Origin of the sequence: Hymenobacter caeli (genome assembly GCF_013294115.1) — a bacterium.
Classification (GTDB): domain Bacteria; phylum Bacteroidota; class Bacteroidia; order Cytophagales; family Hymenobacteraceae; genus Hymenobacter; species Hymenobacter caeli.
In genome coordinates this window covers 248,689-265,028 of record NZ_JABSNP010000002.1, presented here as the reverse complement: position 1 = coordinate 265,028, position 16,340 = coordinate 248,689, and the positions used below count along the sequence as shown (strand labels likewise).

The 16,340-nt window shown below is 64.9% G+C and carries 13 protein-coding genes and 1 tRNA gene; 8 read left to right on the top strand and 6 right to left on the bottom strand.

Translation table 11 applies throughout. The features are described from left to right. Positions 1-102: 102 nt before the first annotated feature. Complete coding sequence (locus tag HNP98_RS02830) at positions 103-1,434, bottom strand: DUF2254 domain-containing protein (protein ID WP_173808533.1); 1,332 nt, start codon at positions 1,432-1,434, stop codon at positions 103-105. Between the two features lie 429 nt (positions 1,435-1,863). Between HNP98_RS02830 and HNP98_RS02825 the strand changes: the two genes are divergently transcribed. Continuing rightward, the gene (locus HNP98_RS02825) at positions 1,864-4,284 is read left to right on the top strand and encodes a glycoside hydrolase family 31 protein (RefSeq protein ID WP_173808532.1); all 2,421 of its coding nucleotides are present in this window, start codon (positions 1,864-1,866) and stop codon (positions 4,282-4,284) included. A gap of 94 nt (positions 4,285-4,378) precedes the next feature. Here the strand turns inward: HNP98_RS02825 and HNP98_RS02820 are convergent, their stop codons facing one another. Both HNP98_RS02820 and HNP98_RS02815 read right to left on the bottom strand, forming a co-directional pair. Then, positions 4,379-4,609: a DUF2158 domain-containing protein gene (locus HNP98_RS02820; protein WP_173808531.1), complete on the bottom strand. Its 231-nt coding sequence runs from the start codon at positions 4,607-4,609 to the stop codon at positions 4,379-4,381. A gap of 194 nt (positions 4,610-4,803) precedes the next feature. Then, positions 4,804-4,891: transfer RNA gene (locus tag HNP98_RS02815), tRNA-Ser, on the bottom strand. An 82-nt stretch (positions 4,892-4,973) separates the two neighbouring features. Here HNP98_RS02815 and HNP98_RS02810 point away from each other — a divergent pair. Continuing rightward, entirely contained in the window at positions 4,974-6,572 is a 1,599-nt protein-coding gene (locus HNP98_RS02810; protein ID WP_173808530.1) for a hypothetical protein, read from the top strand. Between the two features lie 42 nt (positions 6,573-6,614). On the opposite strand, the gene HNP98_RS02805 is transcribed toward HNP98_RS02810, so the two are convergent. Further along, positions 6,615-7,700, bottom strand: a complete 1,086-nt coding sequence (locus tag HNP98_RS02805; protein WP_173808529.1) for an asparaginase — start codon at positions 7,698-7,700, stop codon at positions 6,615-6,617. A gap of 246 nt (positions 7,701-7,946) precedes the next feature. Between HNP98_RS02805 and HNP98_RS02800 the strand changes: the two genes are divergently transcribed. Continuing rightward, complete coding sequence (locus tag HNP98_RS02800; RefSeq protein ID WP_173808528.1) at positions 7,947-9,464, top strand: malate:quinone oxidoreductase; 1,518 nt, start codon at positions 7,947-7,949, stop codon at positions 9,462-9,464. Positions 9,465-9,581: 117 nt separating this feature from the next. Here HNP98_RS02800 and HNP98_RS02795 read toward each other — a convergent pair whose 3' ends face one another. Then, positions 9,582-10,073, bottom strand: coding sequence for a hypothetical protein (locus HNP98_RS02795; protein ID WP_173808527.1), 492 nt, complete (start codon positions 10,071-10,073; stop codon positions 9,582-9,584). Positions 10,074-10,116: 43 nt separating this feature from the next. Beyond that, complete coding sequence (locus HNP98_RS02790; protein WP_173808526.1) at positions 10,117-10,692, bottom strand: DUF3109 family protein; 576 nt, start codon at positions 10,690-10,692, stop codon at positions 10,117-10,119. A 41-nt stretch (positions 10,693-10,733) separates the two neighbouring features. Between HNP98_RS02790 and HNP98_RS02785 the strand changes: the two genes are divergently transcribed. The 5 genes from HNP98_RS02785 (at position 10,734) to murA (ending at position 16,200) form a co-directional block, all read left to right on the top strand. Next, on the top strand, positions 10,734-11,114 hold the full coding sequence (locus HNP98_RS02785; protein ID WP_317171025.1) for a type II toxin-antitoxin system RelE/ParE family toxin: 381 nt from the start codon (positions 10,734-10,736) through the stop codon (positions 11,112-11,114). After that, positions 11,111-11,425 (top strand): helix-turn-helix domain-containing protein, encoded by a 315-nt coding sequence (locus tag HNP98_RS02780; protein ID WP_173808525.1) that lies wholly within the window; start codon positions 11,111-11,113, stop codon positions 11,423-11,425. The genes HNP98_RS02785 and HNP98_RS02780 overlap by 4 nt, the downstream gene beginning before the upstream one ends. A gap of 47 nt (positions 11,426-11,472) precedes the next feature. Continuing rightward, on the top strand, positions 11,473-13,728 hold the full coding sequence (locus HNP98_RS02775; RefSeq protein ID WP_173808524.1) for an ATP-dependent helicase: 2,256 nt from the start codon (positions 11,473-11,475) through the stop codon (positions 13,726-13,728). A gap of 284 nt (positions 13,729-14,012) precedes the next feature. After that, a complete protein-coding gene (locus HNP98_RS02770) occupies positions 14,013-14,774 on the top strand; it encodes a DUF4290 domain-containing protein (RefSeq protein ID WP_173808523.1) in 762 nt (253 codons plus the stop codon). Between the two features lie 121 nt (positions 14,775-14,895). Then, a complete protein-coding gene (murA, locus tag HNP98_RS02765; protein WP_173808522.1) occupies positions 14,896-16,200 on the top strand; it encodes a UDP-N-acetylglucosamine 1-carboxyvinyltransferase in 1,305 nt (434 codons plus the stop codon). The last annotated feature ends 140 nt before the right edge of the window (positions 16,201-16,340 follow it).

Sequence of the window (16,340 nt, the reverse complement as noted above, 5' to 3'; positions counted from 1 at the left end):
CTGCAGAGTGAGTGAGCGGCCAAGATACTAAGTTTTGGGGGTGGCCGCCCGCCCCATAACCTAACGGTAACGGCGCAGTGCAAACGCCCGCCGGCGGGGCCCCTACCCCGCCCAGGCCGGGCTTAGCTCGTCGTACAAAGTCTGCACCTCCCGGCGCTCGTAGTCGGTGCCGAGGCTGGCCTGGGCGCAGGCCAGCAGCAGGGCCGCCTGCTCGCGCAGCACGGGCCGGCGGGCCGGGTCGCGCACCTGGCTGGCCACCAGCGCCAGGGCCCGCAGCAGGCGGCGCTGCACGGCCGGGTTGCCCCGGGCGTTTTCGCGCACCAGGTCGAAGGCCAGCCGCACGTAGTCCTCGAACGAATACGCCCGCACCAGCACCCGCAGGTGCTGCCCGTCGCCGCGCAGGGCCCCCGGAAACTCGCGCCGGGCCAGGCGGCCCACCAGCTCGCCCAGGTAGTCGAGGGCCATGATGGCGGTGGTGGTGTCGTTCACGGCCGGCGAGAGGGCCTTGAGGGCAATGTCCACGAGCTGCTGCACGCCGAAGGCCGCGTCCTGCGCGGGGTTGCGGTGGGGCCCCAGGCCCACGTAGCGCAGCAGGTCGGCGGGCCAGTCGGCGCGGTCGGGGGCGGCGCGCTCCATGCCCGCCCGCACGCTGAACAGCCGCTGGCCCGTGCCCACGAAGTCGCCGGTGTGCACTTCCAGGCGCAGCACCGTGCCGTGGCGGACGGTCCAGGCCAACAGGCCCGGCCGGTCGAGGTATTGCAGGTAGCCGGCCCCGGTGGCCACCACCGGCTGCCAGCCCGCGGGCGCGGCCACGAAGGTTTCGGCGGCGGCGCGGGCCTCGGGGTGCAGCTCCTGCCCGAAGTGCAGGGGGAAAAGCTGGTCGATTTCGGCTTCCGTTTCGGCCATGATGCGGCGCACCAGCGTGCCCGTTTGCAGGGATTCGGCCACGTGGTGGATGAAGAAAATGAGGGCCCCCACGCCGCCCAGCGCCAGCAGCAGCCCCACCAGCACCGCCGTGGTGGGCACAAACTTATCGGCCCGCCCGCTCCGGATGGTGCCCTGCACCAGCAGCCCAAACGTGAACACGCTCACGAAGTAGCCCATCGTGAACTGGTTCACGCCGTCGCGCATGAAGTTGCGCAGCGCCCGGGGCGAGTACTGGTTGCTGACCTGCGCAATGGCCGCCAGCAGCAGCGAAAACGTGAGCGCCGCCACCGTCAGCATCGAGCCCGAAATGGCGTTCAGCATCCCGCCCGCCCCGCCCGCGTCGATGCCGAACAGCAGCGGCAGCGGCCGGGTGCCGCTGGCGCTGCTGGCCTGGTCGTAGCGCACCAGCCCGTAGGCCAGCCCCAGCGCGGCCAGCACCATCAGCAGCGGCACAAACCACAGCGACTCGCGGAGCGGCTGCCACAATTGGCGCAGGCGGAAGTTCATGGCGGGGCGTTTATTGAGTGGGCAGGTGCGGGAAGTTGGCGCGCACCATACCGGCAAATTCGGCTCCACTCAGCGCAGCGGACTGGTAGACGGCGCCGGCTGACCACCGGGCCGCGCAAAGGAAATTGTCTGCTTTGTCCCGAAGCTGCGCACGTTTTCCAGGCTTAGGGAGGGGAAGTAGGCCGGGGGCGGCGGGGTGGGGTTGGCGGCCATACAAAGTGGGGCGGCGCAGAAATAAAAGGCGCACAGCGGCCAAGGTAGCGGGTTTTGGGCACTTGCGGGGCGGCGTAACGTGGCCGTAGCCGAGGGCCCGGGGGCCCCGCGCCCGCCGGTCGGGGCCGCCTCCCCCGGCGCGGGAAGCGGCAGCGCCAACTTTGCCCTACATTCGATCCGTCCTACCTTCCCATTCTTTCATTCAACCGCTCAATAATGCCACTATTCTCCTGCCCTACCCGCCCAGGATTCCTCAAATGGTTCGCGCTGCTGCTGCTCGGCCTGGCCCCGGCCGGCTTCGCCCAAGCCGCCGTCATCTCCTACGCCCAAGCCGGCGACAAAGTCACGTTTAAGCTCGACCAGGGCCTGATGAGCGTCCGCATCTGCCGGGCCGACATCGTGCAGGTGCAGTACACCGTCCTGCCCGCCTTCCCGGCCAAAACGTCGCTGGTCGTGAACAACCCCTGGACGGTGAAAACCCCGTTCACGGTGGCGGAGAAGAACGGGCAGGTGACCATCACCACCGCCAAGCTGAAAATTGTGGTCAACAAGGCCACCAACGCCGTGGCCTATTTCGACCTGGCCGGGGCTCCGGTGGCGGCGGAGGCCCCCAGCGGCAACAAGGCCATGCGCGCGGCCACCATCGCCGGCATCAGCACCTACAACTGCACCACCCGCTTTACCTCCCCGGCCACCGAGGGCCTGTTCGGGCTGGGTTGCCACCCCGAGGACACGCTCTCGATTAATTACAAGGGCCGCGACCAGCAAATGCTGATTAAGTACATGACCGGGGCCATTCCGGTGCTGCTCTCCACCCGGGGCTACGGCCTGCTGTGGGACAACTACGCGGCGTCGAACTTTTACGGCGCGGAGGCCAATAAAACGCAGTACAAGTACGTGTCGGAGAGCGGCCAGCAGGTGGATTATTACTTTTTCTACGGACCCGACTTCGACCGCATCATCGACCTCTACCGCACGGCCACGGGCCGGGCCCCGATGTTTCCGAAGTGGTCGTTCGGGCTGTTTCAGTCGCAGGACCGCTACAAAACGCAGGCCGAAGTGCTGTCGGTGAAGGACGGCTACCGCCAAAACCACCTGCCTGTGGACGCCATCGTGCAGGACTGGTACTACTGGGAGCCGCTGCCCATCGGCTCGCATGTCATGAACCCCACCCGTTACCCCGACCCCAAGGCGATGGTGAAGGAGCTGCACCAGGCCAACGTGCACGCCATGATTTCCATCTGGCCGGTGTTCGGCAGCAACACGCCCAACTTCGACGCCATGAAGAAAGCGGGCAACCTGACGAGCATCACCTGGGACAACTTCGTGACCAAAACCTTTGATACCTACTACGATGCCCACAGCTACAAGGCCCGCGACCTGTACTGGGAGCAGGCCCGCGACAGCCTCGTGAAGAAGTACGACTGGGACGCCTGGTGGGTGGACCAGTGCGAGCCCGACAACGGGGCCCTGCTCGACGAGCGCCGCAAGGCCACCTTCGCCACCGGCCGGGGCATCGACTACTTCAACACTTATTCGCTGGAGCACACCAAGGGCCTCTACAAGGGCTGGCGGGCCGACATGGGCCCCAAGCGGGCCATGTTTTTGGTGCGCCAGGCCTTTGCCGGGCAGCAGCGCAACGCCACTACCCTGTGGTCGTCGGATATCCTGACCACCTTCCGGGCCTTCAAGAGCCAGGTCCCGCAGGGCATCAACGCCTGCGCCTCGGGCATCCCGTACTGGACGTCCGACATCGGCGGCTACCGCTCGAACACGGCCCCCGAGGGCATCCCCAACTGGGCCGACCCGCAGGCGCGGGAGCTGTTCACGCGCTGGTTCCAGTTCGGGGCGTTCAGCCCGATTTTCCGCATCCACGGCAAGGGCGAGCGGGCCCTGTTTTCCAACAACTGGGACGCCGCCACCAAGGCCACGCTGCTGAAGTACGACCGGCTGCGCTACCGCCTGCTGCCCTACATCTACTCGCTGGCCGGCCGCGTGACGAGCAGCAACTACACCATCATGCGGGCCCTGCCCTTCGATTTCCGCCAGGACGCCAAGGTGTACAGCATCCCCGACCAGTACATGTTCGGCCCCGCCTTCCTGGTGAGCCCGGTCACGCAGCAGCTCTATTCGGGCCCCAAGGCCATTACCGGCGCGGGCACCCGCCAGGTGTACCTGCCGGCCGCCGCCCAGTGGTACGATTTCTGGACCGGCAAACTGCTGCCCGGCGGCCAGACCGTGGCCGCCGCCGCCCCCCTCGAAACCCTGCCGCTGTACGTACGCGCCGGCTCCATCGTGCCGATGGGCCCCGACGTGGAGTACGCCACCCAGCCCACCACCGCCCCTACCGAGCTGCGCATCTACCCCGGGGCCGACGGCGAGTTCACGTACTACGAGGACGAAAACGACACCTACAACTACGAAAAAGGCGCGTCGGCCACCTTCAAGTTCCGGTGGAACGACAAGCTGCGCCAGCTCACCATCACCGACCGCGCCGGCACCTTCCCCGGCATGGCGGCCAGCCGCGTCTTCAGCGTGGTGCTGGTGCAGCCCGGCCACGGCAGCAGCGGCGAGCCGACCAGCAAAGCCGACAAAACGGTCACCTACGCGGGCAAAGCGCTAAACGTAAAGCTATAACCCTGGCTTACCGGGCGCATTGCCACCAAAACGCTCGTTTCCGGCTCGGAAACGGGCGTTTTGGTTTTAGCAGCAGCCGAAGACGAAACGCAAGTCAGGCGTAGCCGAACTTGTTGTTTTCGCGGGCTTCGTCGTCGGCCGGCGTGGGGGCGGCCCCGGCGTGCAGCAGCGCGTGGGGGAAGGCCAGGGGCGTGGGGTAGCCCTGCAAAAGGCCCTCCCGGTCGAAATAGGTGCACAGCACCAGCTCGCCTTCCACCGCGACGACGGTCATGGCGGGCCCTCCCGAGGCCAAATGGACGACTTCTCCGGGCTTGAATGCTAGCATGGACTTGGGCTAAGTGAATGCCTGCTTACGCAGCTACCGGCCCCCGCGATGCCGGGGGCCCGGGGCAAGCGGGAAAGGTTCCGGGCCGGGCGCAGGCCCTCAGCGCCGGTCGCCGGGCGTCCAGCCTTCTCGATCCAAATCGGTGTGAAAAGCAGAAGCCCCCGTTTCCAGGTTGGAAACGGGGGCTTTGCGTGTAGAGGGGATGGGATTCGAACCCACGATGAGCTTTTGGCCCATACACACTTTCCAGGCGTGCTCCTTCGACCACTCGGACACCCCTCTGGGTGGCGGCCTGCCGGGGCAAAGGTACGGGGCCCCGGCCGGCCCGGCAAGCCTTTGCCGGGCCGGCGTACCTTTCGGCCCGATGATGACGCTTGGTTTCTGGGCCCGGCGGCGCACCCGGTGGGCCGTGGCGGGGGCCCTGGCGGCGCTGTGCGCCGCCCTGCCCACCCGCAACTCCACCGCCGACGCCTGGGCCTACGCCGCGCAGGTGCGCTACGGCCACGAGCTGCTGCTACCCCACCACCTCTGGCACAGCGCCGCGGGCTGGGCCTGGGTGCGCGGCCTGGGGGCCCTGGGCCGGCCCCCCGACGCCCTGGCCGCCCTGAAACTCCTCAACGCCCTGGCCGCCGGGGCCCTGCTGGCGGCCCTGGGGGGCCTGCTGCGCCGCGTGGGCGGCCGCGCCGCGCCCATAGCGGCGTGGCTGCTGGCGGTGGGCAGTAGCTTCGGCCTGCTCCGCTTCGCCACCGAAAACGAGACCTACGTGCTGCCGCTGCTGGCCTCGGTGCTGGCCTCGGCGGCGTGGGCGCGGGCGCTGGGGGCCCCGGCGGGCCGGGGCCGAATGCGCCTGCTGCTGCTGGCCGGCACATGGGCCGCCGTGGGAGCCCTGCTGCACCAGGTGCATTTCTGGTGGTGGCTGGGGCTGCTGGCGGGCAGCTGGTGGGGCCCGCCCACCGGCCCCGCAGCCGCTGCGGCGGCCCCGGTACCTGGCGAGGCCCCGTGGCGGCGGGCCCTGTGGTTTGGGCTGCCGGCGGCGCTGCTGTGGCCGCTGGCCTACGCCGCCGCCCTGCCGGCCTGGGGCCTGCCCCTCACGCCGGGGGCCCTGTGGCACTTCGGCCTGCACGACTACTACAGCGGCACCGCCGCCCACGGCACCCTCGCCCACGGCCTGCTGCTGACGGGCATCGGCCTGGTGCGCACCCTGGTGCAGGTGCACGGCTACCTGGGGCCGCTGCTGCGGCGCTGGCCCGCGCTGGGACTAGTGGCAGTGGGCTGCGTGGCGCTGGGCGGCTACGCGCTGGCGGCGGTTCGGCGCGCCCGGAAGCTCGAACCGCTGGGGCCCGCACCGGCCGCCGCAGGCCGCCGCGTGGCCGCCGTGCACGCCCTTATCTTTTCGCTGCAACTGGCTTTTGCAGCCGTGTCGGACGGCAACGCCGAGTTCATGGTGATGCTGCCCGCGCTGGCCGCCGTGGTAGCCGTGGGCGCGGCGGGGGCCCGGCTGCCGGGCCGGGCCGTGGCGGCGGGCGGCGGGGCCCTGCTGGCCTGGAACCTGGCCTTCGGGCTGCTGCCGCTGCACTTCCTCGTATTTCAAAACACGGCCCCGCTCCTGGCCTGCCTCCGCACCCGCCCCCGGGCCCGCCTGCTCCTCGCCGACCCCAACCTGCTGCTCAACCAGTGGTACTACCAAACCGGGCGGCCCGCCCCGCCGCCCCAGGTGCTGCCGGCCCCGGCGCGGCTGGTGCAGCGCCTCGGGGGCCTGGGCCCGGCCCGGGCCTGGCTGGGGGCCCAAGGGCGGGCCGGGCACCCGGTTTACACCGATTTGGTGGGCAATGACCGGCCTCTCAACCGGGCCCGCCTGTTGAGCGGCGCGGCCGATGCAGCGCTCGTGACGGGCTTTTCGGCGGGGAAGGTGGACTCGGCGGCCACGTTTTTTGGGCCGTATTACCTGTGCGAATTGCGCTAGCGCGGAGCTCGCGGCCGGGCCCGGTGATGCAGTGCCGGGGCCTCAGGGCGTAATTTCGCCCCGCAAGTCCTGGCCCAGCAGCTGGCGGATGCGGGCCTCGTCGAGGCCCAGGCCCAGCACAAACATGAGCTTGGTGACGGCTGCCTCGGTGGTGATGTCGTTGCCGCCCACCACGCCCAGGTCGGCGAGGGCGGCGCTGGTTTGGTACTTGCCCTGCACCACGCGGCCCTCCACGCACTGGCTCACGTTCAGGAGCCACACGCCGCGCTGGCGGGCCCGGGCCAGGCTGGCCAAAAACCACGCGGCGGTGGGCGCGTTGCCCGAGCCGTAGGTTTCGAGCACGCAGCCGCGCAGGCCCGGCACGCCCAGCACGGCGTCGACCACCGCCGCCGTGATGCCCGGGAACAGGCGCAGCACGGCCACCCCGGTTTCGAGGCGCTGGTGCACGCGCAGGCGGCCGGCGGGCAGCCGCCGGATGCTGGCGTCGCTGAATTCCAGCCCGATGCCGGCGCGGGCCAGCGGCGGGTAGTTCTCGCTTTTGAAGGCCGCGAACTGCTGGCTTTCCACCTTCTTGGCCCGGGTGCCCCGAATCAGCACGTCGTTGAAAAACACGCCCACCTCGGGCACCCGCACGGTGCTGGCGCAGGGATGGCGGGCGGCGGCAATTTCGAGGGCCGTCACGAGGTTGCGCTGGGCGTCGGAGCGGCTGGCCCCCACCGGCAGCTGGGCCCCGGTGAACACCACCGGCTTACCCAAATGCTCCAGCAAGTAGCTGAGCGCCGCCGCCGAGTAGGCCATGGTATCGGTGCCGTGCAGCACCACAAACCCGTCGAAATCGGCGTAGTGGTGGCCGATGAGCCGGGCCCAGAACAGCCAGTCGGCGGGGGCCACGTTGCTGCTGTCCATCGGCTCGGGCAGGCTCAGCAGCGACACCCGCAAGGGCAGGCGGGCCAGCTCGGGCATCTGGCGGTCGAGGCGTTGCAGCTCCATCGGGGCCAGCTCGCCGGCGGCGTTCACGGCCATGCCCACGGTGCCGCCGGTGTACACCAGCAGCACGCGCGGGGCGTCGGCGGCGGTGGCCTGGGTGGGCAGTGGGGCCAAGGGCAGGTCGGCGGGGTCGGGGGCCATCAGGGGGCAGTGGGCAATTAGCAATGAACGGTTGGCAGAAGGCCGAAAGGTAGGGCGGGGCCGGTAGTGGAGCGGCTGGGGCCGTAATTTTGTGTTTTCAACGGCCCCACGCGGCCGGGAGCCGTATTAAGCCCTCGGCCGCGGGCCACCCCGCCGGACGGCCGCAACCGAAAAAAGCCCGCGGACCCATTCGATGGCCGGCCGGCTTGTTATTAACTGTTCACTGCTAACTGCCACTGCTTTATTATGGCACCCGACTCCGCCGCTCCCTCTCCTCCTAAAGCCCTGACCGACGTCGTGCTCATCGGCGCCGGCATCATGAGCGCCACGCTGGGCACGTTGCTGAAACAGCTGCAACCCAACCTCACCGTCGAAATCATCGAGCGCCTCGACGAGGTGGCCGCCGAAAGCTCCGACGCCTGGAACAACGCCGGCACCGGCCACTCGGCCTTCTGCGAGTTGAACTACACCCCCGAGCGCCCCGACGGCAGCATCGACATTTCCAAGGCCGATAAAATCGCCGAGCAGTTCGAGCTGAGCAAGCAGTTCTGGGCCTCACTGGTGGAGAACGGTACCCTGCCCGACCCCGATGCGTTCATCCACGCCATTCCGCACATGAGCTTTGTGTGGGGCGCGGCCAACGTGGAGTACCTGCGCAAGCGCCACGCCGCGCTGCTGCACTCGCCCCTGTTCCAGGGCATGGAGTTCAGCACCGACCCGGCGAAAATCGCCGAGTGGATTCCGCTGGTGATGGACGGCCGCGACCCGGCCCAGCCCGTGGCCGCCACCCGCATGGCCATCGGCACCGACGTGAACTTCGGCTCCCTCACCCGCACGCTGTTCGAGCACCTGCAGGGCCTGCCGGGCGTGAAGTTTACCCCGGGCCAGGAGGTAAGCGGCATCAAGCGCCGCGACGACGGCCAGACGTGGCGCTTGAAGGTGAAGGACTTGAAAGCCGCCACCAAGCGCACGGTGCGGGCCCGGTTCGTGTTCATCGGGGCCGGCGGCGGCTCGCTGCCTTTGCTCGAAAAATCGGGCATCCCGGAGGCCAACGGCTACGGTGGCTTCCCCGTCAGCGGCCAGTGGCTCAAGTGCGTGAACCCCGAAGTGGTGGCCCGCCACGACGCCAAGGTGTACGGCAAGCCCGCCGTGGGCTCGCCGCCCATGAGCATGCCCCACCTCGACACCCGCCAAATCAACGGCCGCCAGGAGCTGCTGTTTGGGCCCTACGCCGGCTTCAGCACCAAGTTTCTCAAGAAAGGCTCCTACACCGACTTGTTCCGCTCCATTGAGCTGGGCAACATCCGGCCGCTGCTCTACGCCGGGGCCCGCAACCTGGGCCTCACCAAGTACCTCATCGGCCAGGTGCTGCTCACGCCCACCGAGCGCATCGCCGCCCTGCGCGAGTACTACCCCGAAGCCAACCCCGCCGACTGGCAGCTCGCCGTAGCCGGCCAGCGCGTACAGGTCATCAAAAAGGACAAGAAGCAAGGCGGCGTGCTGGAGTTCGGCACCGAAGTGGTGACGGCCGCCGACGGTTCCATCGCCGCCCTGCTGGGGGCCTCGCCCGGGGCCAGCACCGCCGTGGCCATCATGCTCGACCTCGTGCAGCGCTGCTTCCCCGAGCAGGCCGCCACGCCCGAATGGCAGGCCAAATTCCGCCAGCTCGTGCCTTCCTTCGGCCAGAAGCTGGCCGACAACCCCGCCCTGTGCGCCGCCGTCCGCCAGCGCAGCCAGAACGTGCTGCACGTGGTGCCAGTGTAGGGGTTGGTTGAATTTTCCGTCAGGCCGTCATGCTGAACGAAGTGAAGCATCTCTCCCGCTGGGTAACCCAATTGTTTGGTTCATTCGGCTGGAGAGATGTTTAATGCCACCACTTATCTACGAAGCACCTATAAATTTCCCAAATGAATCAAAATTGTACACAGGCAAAGAATATGGTCCTATTACACGCACCGGTTTAGTATCTAAACACCCAAACTCCGTCTCAACATCATCAGCTAAATAGCTCTGGCCATCCTGAAATACAATATTATAAAATGGGTTTGTCGGATTATCAGGATGCGTGAAAGTGACTAACACATTTATCTGGTATTTGCTCGACAGCATTTGTGCTAACCATAATTGCCGCTCGTCGCAATTTGCACTGGGTGTATTATACAGCCTTAAGCGGCTTGTAAACAGCGGGATACTATCTGATTCTGTTTCTATTTCATAAAGAATATGCGTATTGGAATCAATATCAAAGTGTGTTGGATAGTCTTCTCCTTTTGATATTTTACATTCAACTGCTTTCAAAGACGGCATCGCCAACTCTAAAGCTGCTTGAACTTCTTTTGATGTAATTATCTGGCTTAAAAAGAAATCTTCCATAGACAGAATAGCTTTAAGGTACTGTTGGTGAAACTAAGCTTCCCTACTTGGCCCCCAACTGGCTCTCCACTTCCCTGTCCAATTCATTATACCACGCCTCGCCGTACTTGCGAATCAGCGGGTCTTTCAGGAACTGGTACACCCGCACGCCCAGGTTAGCGCCGTACGAGCAGGCCGGTGAGCAGATGCTCCAGCGGTCGTAGTTCAGGGCCTCAAACTCTTCGTACTTCGTGATGCGGATTGGGTACAGGTGGCAGCTGATGGGCTTTTTGAAGGTGGTAGCCCCGGCCAGATAGGCTTCTTCGATGCCGCATTTCAGGATGCCTTTGCCGTCGTAGAGCGCGTAAGCGCACTCTCGGTCGCCAATCGTGGTTGTGCTGTAGTCGTCCTCCCAATCCTTGATGTACAGGCCCTGCTCGGCAATGGCCTGGCGGCCGGCATCGGTGAGAAAGGGCTTGATGTTTTCGTATTCCGTTTCCAGAATCTTTAGCTCGGCCTCCTCCAGAGGGGCCCCCAGGTCGCCTTCCACGCAGCAGGCGCCCTTGCACGCCTCCAGGTTGCAGACGAAAAAGTTGTCGGCGAGGTCGTCGGAAATGACCGTTTGCTGGATAATTATCATACTGCAAAGATACCGGCCGGCCAGCGGGGAACTTGGGGCCCGTGGGCGTGTTCACTTTTTGGTTACCTTTGGGTATGGTTAGGCAGATTGAATTCTTCGGCTCACATTTTCAGGAATTTTATCTTAAACAACCCGTCAATGTTCGCACCAAGATTCAGTACGTTTTCAACCTAGTGCGCACCGAGCCGCGGGTGCCCGAGAAGTTCTTCAAGCACCTGACCGGCACCGACGGGCTCTACGAAATACGGGTGGAGGTCAGCAACTCCATCTACCGAATTTTCTGTTTTTTCGATGCGGGCAGCTTGGTGGTGGTTGCCAACGCTTTTCAAAAAAAGACCCCCCAAACGCCCCGCACTGAATTGGAGCGGGCCTTGCGCTTGAAGGCTGAGTATTTCCAGCAAAAATCACGTTCGCACCCATGAGCCGACTACCTATCACTTCGTTCGAGAACATTCATAATTTCGATGACTTGCTGAACGCGGAGTATGGCCCCGTGGGCAGCCCCGTCCGCGAAGCGTTCGAGGCCAAGGCCGATGCCTTTCGCACCGGCGAAATGCTGAAGGAGGCCCGCCGCCAGGCCAAGCTGACCCAGCAGCAGCTGGCCGACAAGACCGGCACCAAGAAGAGCTATATCTCGCGCATCGAGAACGGCCATTCCGACATCAACCTGGCCACCCTGCGCCGCATTGTGCAGCAGGGCCTGGGGCGGCGCGTTACGCTGCACATCGAATAGGGCCCCGGCGGGCCCGGCCTTACCTTTGCGCCTCCTATTCTGACTTGATGGCACTAGATTATCTTTCCCTGCTCAACCCCTCCCAGGCCGGCGCGGTGATGCAAACCGAGGGCCCCTGCATGATCATCGCCGGGGCGGGCTCGGGCAAAACCCGGGTGCTCACCTACCGCATCGCCCACCTGCTCGAACAGGGCGTCAGCCCGTTCAACATCCTGGCCCTCACCTTCACCAACAAGGCCGCCAAGGAGATGCGCGCCCGCGTAGAAAAGGTGGTGGGCCCCAACGCCCGCAGCCTGTGGATGGGCACCTTCCACTCGGTGTTCGCCAAAATCCTGCGCTCGGAGGCCGACAAAATCGGCTACCCGCGCAGCTTCACCATCTACGACACCCAGGATACCAAAACCCTTATCGGCCAGATTATCAGGGAGCTGGAGCTGGACGACAAGCTGTATAAGCCGGGCCTGGTGCTGGGCCGCATCTCGGCGGCCAAGAACAAGCTGATTTCGGTGAACCAGTACCTGAGCGACGCCGCCATCAAGGCCGACGACGAGGCGGCGCTCCGGCCCAAAATCGGGGTGTTGTACCAACAGTACCAGCAGCGCTGCTTCAAGGCCGGCGCGATGGACTTCGACGACTTGCTTTTCAACACCAACGTGCTGTTCCGGGAGCACACCGACGTGCTGAACAAGTACCAGAACATGTTCCGGTTCGTGATGGTGGACGAGTACCAGGACACCAACTACTCGCAGTACCTCATCACGCGCAAACTGGCGGCTAAAGAGCGGAATATCTGCGTGGTAGGCGACGATGCGCAGAGCATCTACGCCTTCCGCGGGGCCGATATTACCAACATCCTCAACTTCGAGAAGGACTACCCGGAGCTGAAAGTCTTCAAGCTGGAGCAGAACTACCGCTCCACCCAGAACATCGTGAAGGCGGCCAACTCGGTCATCAAAAACAACCAGGCGCAGCTGCGCAAGGACGTTTTTTCGGAGAACGAGGAGGGTACGCTGATTGAAGTTATCAAGGCCGCTTCGGACAACGAGGAAGGCAAGTTGGTGGCCACCACCATCTTCGAGGACAAGATGAACGGGCACTTGTCGTACGACAATTTCGCCATCCTCTACCGTACCAACGCCCAGAGCCGGGCCATGGAAGAGGCCCTGCGCAAGCTCAACATCCGCTACAAAATTGTGGGGGGCCTGAGCTTCTACCAGCGCAAGGAAATCAAGGACCTGGTGGCCTACCTGCGCCTGACGGTGAACCAGAACGACGAGCAGGCCCTGCGCCGCGTCATCAACTACCCCAAGCGCGGCATCGGCGACACCACCGTCAGCAAGCTCGTGGCCACCGCCGAGGCGGCCAACCACAGCCTGTGGGAAGTGGTGAGCAACGCCGACCAGTTCGTGGCCGCCCGCATCTCGAACCCGGTCGTCACCTTCGCCGAAAACATCAAGGCCTACACCGCTTTAGCGGCCCGCGAGGATGCGTTTGAGTCCGCCAAGTTCATCGCCAAAAACTCGGGGATGATCGAGGAATTGTACGCCGACAAGAGCATCGAGGGCCTCTCGCGCTACGAGAACATCCAGGAGCTGCTCAACGGCATCAAGGAATACGTGGACGACCCCGAGCGGGAGGATAAGTCGCTGGGCGCCTTTTTGCAGGACATTGCGCTGGTGACGGACTCCGACCTGAAGGACGCCGCCCAGGACGGCGAGGCCGTGACGCTGATGACCATCCACTCGGCCAAGGGCCTGGAGTTTCGCAACGTGTTCATCGTGGGCATGGAGGAAAACCTGTTCCCGAGCCAGATGATGATCACCTCGCGGGCCGACCTGGAGGAGGAGCGGCGGCTGTTTTACGTGGCCATCACGCGGGCCGAGAAGAAGCTGACGCTGAGCTACGCCACCTCGCGCTACCAGTGGGGCAACCTGCGCAGCGCCGAGAAAAGCCGCTTCCTGGACGAAATCGACCCGGCCTTCGTGCACTTCAAGTTTGCGGCCGGCGGGGGCCCCGGCGCGGCCGAGCAGCCGTTCCAGCACGTGTTCGAGCGCCGCTCGAACCTGGTGCCGGTGCTGCCGCGCAAAGTGGCGGCTACCAAGTACGTGGCCCCGGCCGACTTCTCCCCTTCCGACACCAAAAACCTGGTGGCCGGCCAGCGCGTGGAGCACCCCAAGTTCGGCTTCGGCACGGTGCGCCTGCTGGAAAAGGAGCCCGCCGGCGCCAAGGCCACCATCGACTTCGAGGAGGTGGGCGAAAAGGTGCTGCTCCTAAGCTTCGCCAAGCTGCGCATCCACCCGTAAAACGGAGTGGCACTCCGTTGCGGTCAGAACGGGCCCCCAGCCAGCTTGGAACCGCCTTTCACCAGGGGATTTTATCCGAAAAGGAGCGCCACTCCGTTCTACAAAGCCGGCGCTTACCTTTAGGCCTGCTAGCCGTCAGCGGGGCCTGTTTCGCTGCTCGCCACCTGCTTCTCTTACACTAAACGGTCAAGCGAAATTGCATTGACGTTGCTTCCCCCAGCAACTTATTACATACCAAGACAAAAGCTAATGGCTAGCAGCTAATAGCTAACAGCTTATCCCTCATGAACGAGTTTCAATCCCTGCCCTTCCACTTGCAGCTGCTGGTGCGCGAGTACGGGCAAAGCACTTACCAACTCATCCAGGGCCTGCGCCAGGTAGAGGACGTGGCCGAGCGCACCCGCCGCGCCGCCCAAATCGTGCAGCTCATCCTGCGCCTCAAGCCCGCCCTGCGCGACCAGCCCGACATCCAAACCCGCCTCTGGAGCCACCTCTCGGCCCTGCTGGGCGAGGAAATGGAGCTGGAGGCCCCCGTGGCCCTGCGCCCGGTGAGCCTGCGCGTGACGCGCCCCAAGCCCGTGCCCTACCCGCGCCAGCCGCCGCGCCTGCGCGCCTACGGCCGCGCCATCGAGGCCCTCATCGCCAAGGCGCTGACGCTGGAAAGCCCCGCCGAGCGCGAGCAGGCCGCCATCCAGATTGGGCGCACAATGAAGTTCCTGTTCCGCCAGCACAACAAGGAGAACGCCAAGGACGCCACCATCATCCGCCACCTCAGCGAGCTGTCGAACGGCCAGCTGAAGCTGGACCCGGCCCTGGTGGACCAGGAAGACCTGTTTGAGATGGGGCCCGGCGTGGCCCCCGGCACCGGCGGCAATGCCAGTAATGGTCGCGCGCCTTTCGTGGCCCAACCCAACCAACCGCGCCGCACTGGCCCCCCCAGCGGCAACGGCTACGGCAACAGCAGCAATAGCTTCGGCAATGGCCAGAAACGCAATAAGAAGGGCGGCAAAAAAGGCCGCCAGGAGCCCCAACAGCCGCCCCAATAGTTTTTGGCGGTCGGCTAGTGGCTGATGGCTGTTAGCGTTTTGCCAAGCCCAACCGGGCATTTTCCTTCTATTTTCCCAAAGGCCAGTAGCCATCAGCTATTAGCCAACAGCTCAAAAATCAATGGCTGCATTTGAAGTGCGCGGTGGCCAGCCGCTCCGCGGCGAAATCACGCCCCAAGGGGCCAAAAACGAAGCCCTGCAAATCCTCTGCGCAGTGCTGCTCACCGATGAGCCGGTCACCATCAGCAACATCCCCGACATCCGCGACGTCAACAAGCTCATCGAGCTGCTGCGCGACATGGGCGTGAAAGTGGGCAAGCTGGCCACCGACACCTACCGCTTCCAGGCCGAAGACGTGCACTTGGATTACATGGATTCGCCCGAGTTTGTGAAGCAAGCCGGGGCCCTGCGCGGCTCGGTAATGATTCTGGGGCCCATGCTTGGGCGCTACGGCCGCTGCCAGCTACCCAAGCCCGGCGGCGACAAAATCGGCCGCCGGCCGATGGACACGCACTTTTTGGGCCTCGAAAAGCTCGGCGGCCAGCTCACCCTGGAGGGCACCGATTTCTACCGCATCAAGGCCGATGGCAAGCTCAAGGGCACCCACATGCTGCTCGACGAGGCCTCGGTAACGGGCACGGCCAACATCGTGATGGCCGCCGTGCTGGCCGAGGGCACCACCACCATCTACAACGCCGCCTGCGAACCCTACTTGCAGCAGCTGTGCCGCATGCTGGTGCGCATGGGCGCGAACATCCAAGGCATTGGCTCCAACCTGCTCACCATTGAAGGGGTGGACAGCCTGGGCGGCACCGAGCACCGCATGCTGCCCGACATGATTGAAATCGGCTCCTTCATTGGCCTGGCGGCCATGACGGGCTCCGAAATCACCATCAAGGACTGCCAGATTCCCGAGTTGGGCCTCATCCCGGACACGTTCCGCAAGCTGGGTATCCAAATCGAGTTCCGCGGCGACGACATCCACATCCCGGCCCAGCCGCACTACGAAATCAATACCTACCTCGACGGCTCCATCCTCACCGTCAGCGACCACACGTGGCCGGGCTTCACGCCCGACCTGCTCAGCATTGTGCTGGTGGTGGCCTGCCAGGCCAAGGGCACGGTGCTCATTCACCAAAAAATGTTCGAGAGCCGCCTGTTTTTCGTGGACAAGCTCATCGACATGGGGGCCCAAATCATCCTCTGCGACCCGCACCGCGCCACCGTTATCGGCCTCGACCAGCGCACGCGCCTGCGCGGCATCACCATGACCTCGCCCGACATCCGGGCCGGCGTGGCCCTGCTCATCGCCGCGCTCAGCGCCGAGGGCAGCAGCACCATCCTCAACGTGGAGCAAATTGACCGCGGCTACCAGTTCATCGACCAGCGCCTCAACGCGTTGGGGGCCGACATTCGGCGGATGTAGTCAACCCGGTTTAAAAAAGCGAAAACTTCCGGCCTTTCGGCCGGGAGTTTTTTTATGCGGCTATATGGGTTACCTCTAATGGTTCGTTGGCATAAAAGCCTGGCTGCGCAGCCTCCCATTTTCAGCTTCACCTTACAGTC

Coding starts and splice junctions, on each gene's coding strand:
- HNP98_RS02830 (WP_173808533.1), bottom strand. CDS start 1,434: ATGAACTTCCGCCTGCGCCAATTGTGGCAGCCGCTCCGCGAGTCGCTG.
- HNP98_RS02825 (WP_173808532.1), top strand. CDS start 1,864: ATGCCACTATTCTCCTGCCCTACCCGCCCAGGATTCCTCAAATGGTTC.
- HNP98_RS02820 (WP_173808531.1), bottom strand. CDS start 4,609: ATGCTAGCATTCAAGCCCGGAGAAGTCGTCCATTTGGCCTCGGGAGGG.
- HNP98_RS02810 (WP_173808530.1), top strand. CDS start 4,974: ATGATGACGCTTGGTTTCTGGGCCCGGCGGCGCACCCGGTGGGCCGTG.
- HNP98_RS02805 (WP_173808529.1), bottom strand. CDS start 7,700: ATGGCCCCCGACCCCGCCGACCTGCCCTTGGCCCCACTGCCCACCCAG.
- HNP98_RS02800 (WP_173808528.1), top strand. CDS start 7,947: ATGGCACCCGACTCCGCCGCTCCCTCTCCTCCTAAAGCCCTGACCGAC.
- HNP98_RS02795 (WP_173808527.1), bottom strand. CDS start 10,073: ATGGAAGATTTCTTTTTAAGCCAGATAATTACATCAAAAGAAGTTCAA.
- HNP98_RS02790 (WP_173808526.1), bottom strand. CDS start 10,692: ATGATAATTATCCAGCAAACGGTCATTTCCGACGACCTCGCCGACAAC.
- HNP98_RS02780 (WP_173808525.1), top strand. CDS start 11,111: ATGAGCCGACTACCTATCACTTCGTTCGAGAACATTCATAATTTCGAT.
- HNP98_RS02775 (WP_173808524.1), top strand. CDS start 11,473: ATGGCACTAGATTATCTTTCCCTGCTCAACCCCTCCCAGGCCGGCGCG.
- HNP98_RS02770 (WP_173808523.1), top strand. CDS start 14,013: ATGAACGAGTTTCAATCCCTGCCCTTCCACTTGCAGCTGCTGGTGCGC.
- murA (WP_173808522.1), top strand. CDS start 14,896: ATGGCTGCATTTGAAGTGCGCGGTGGCCAGCCGCTCCGCGGCGAAATC.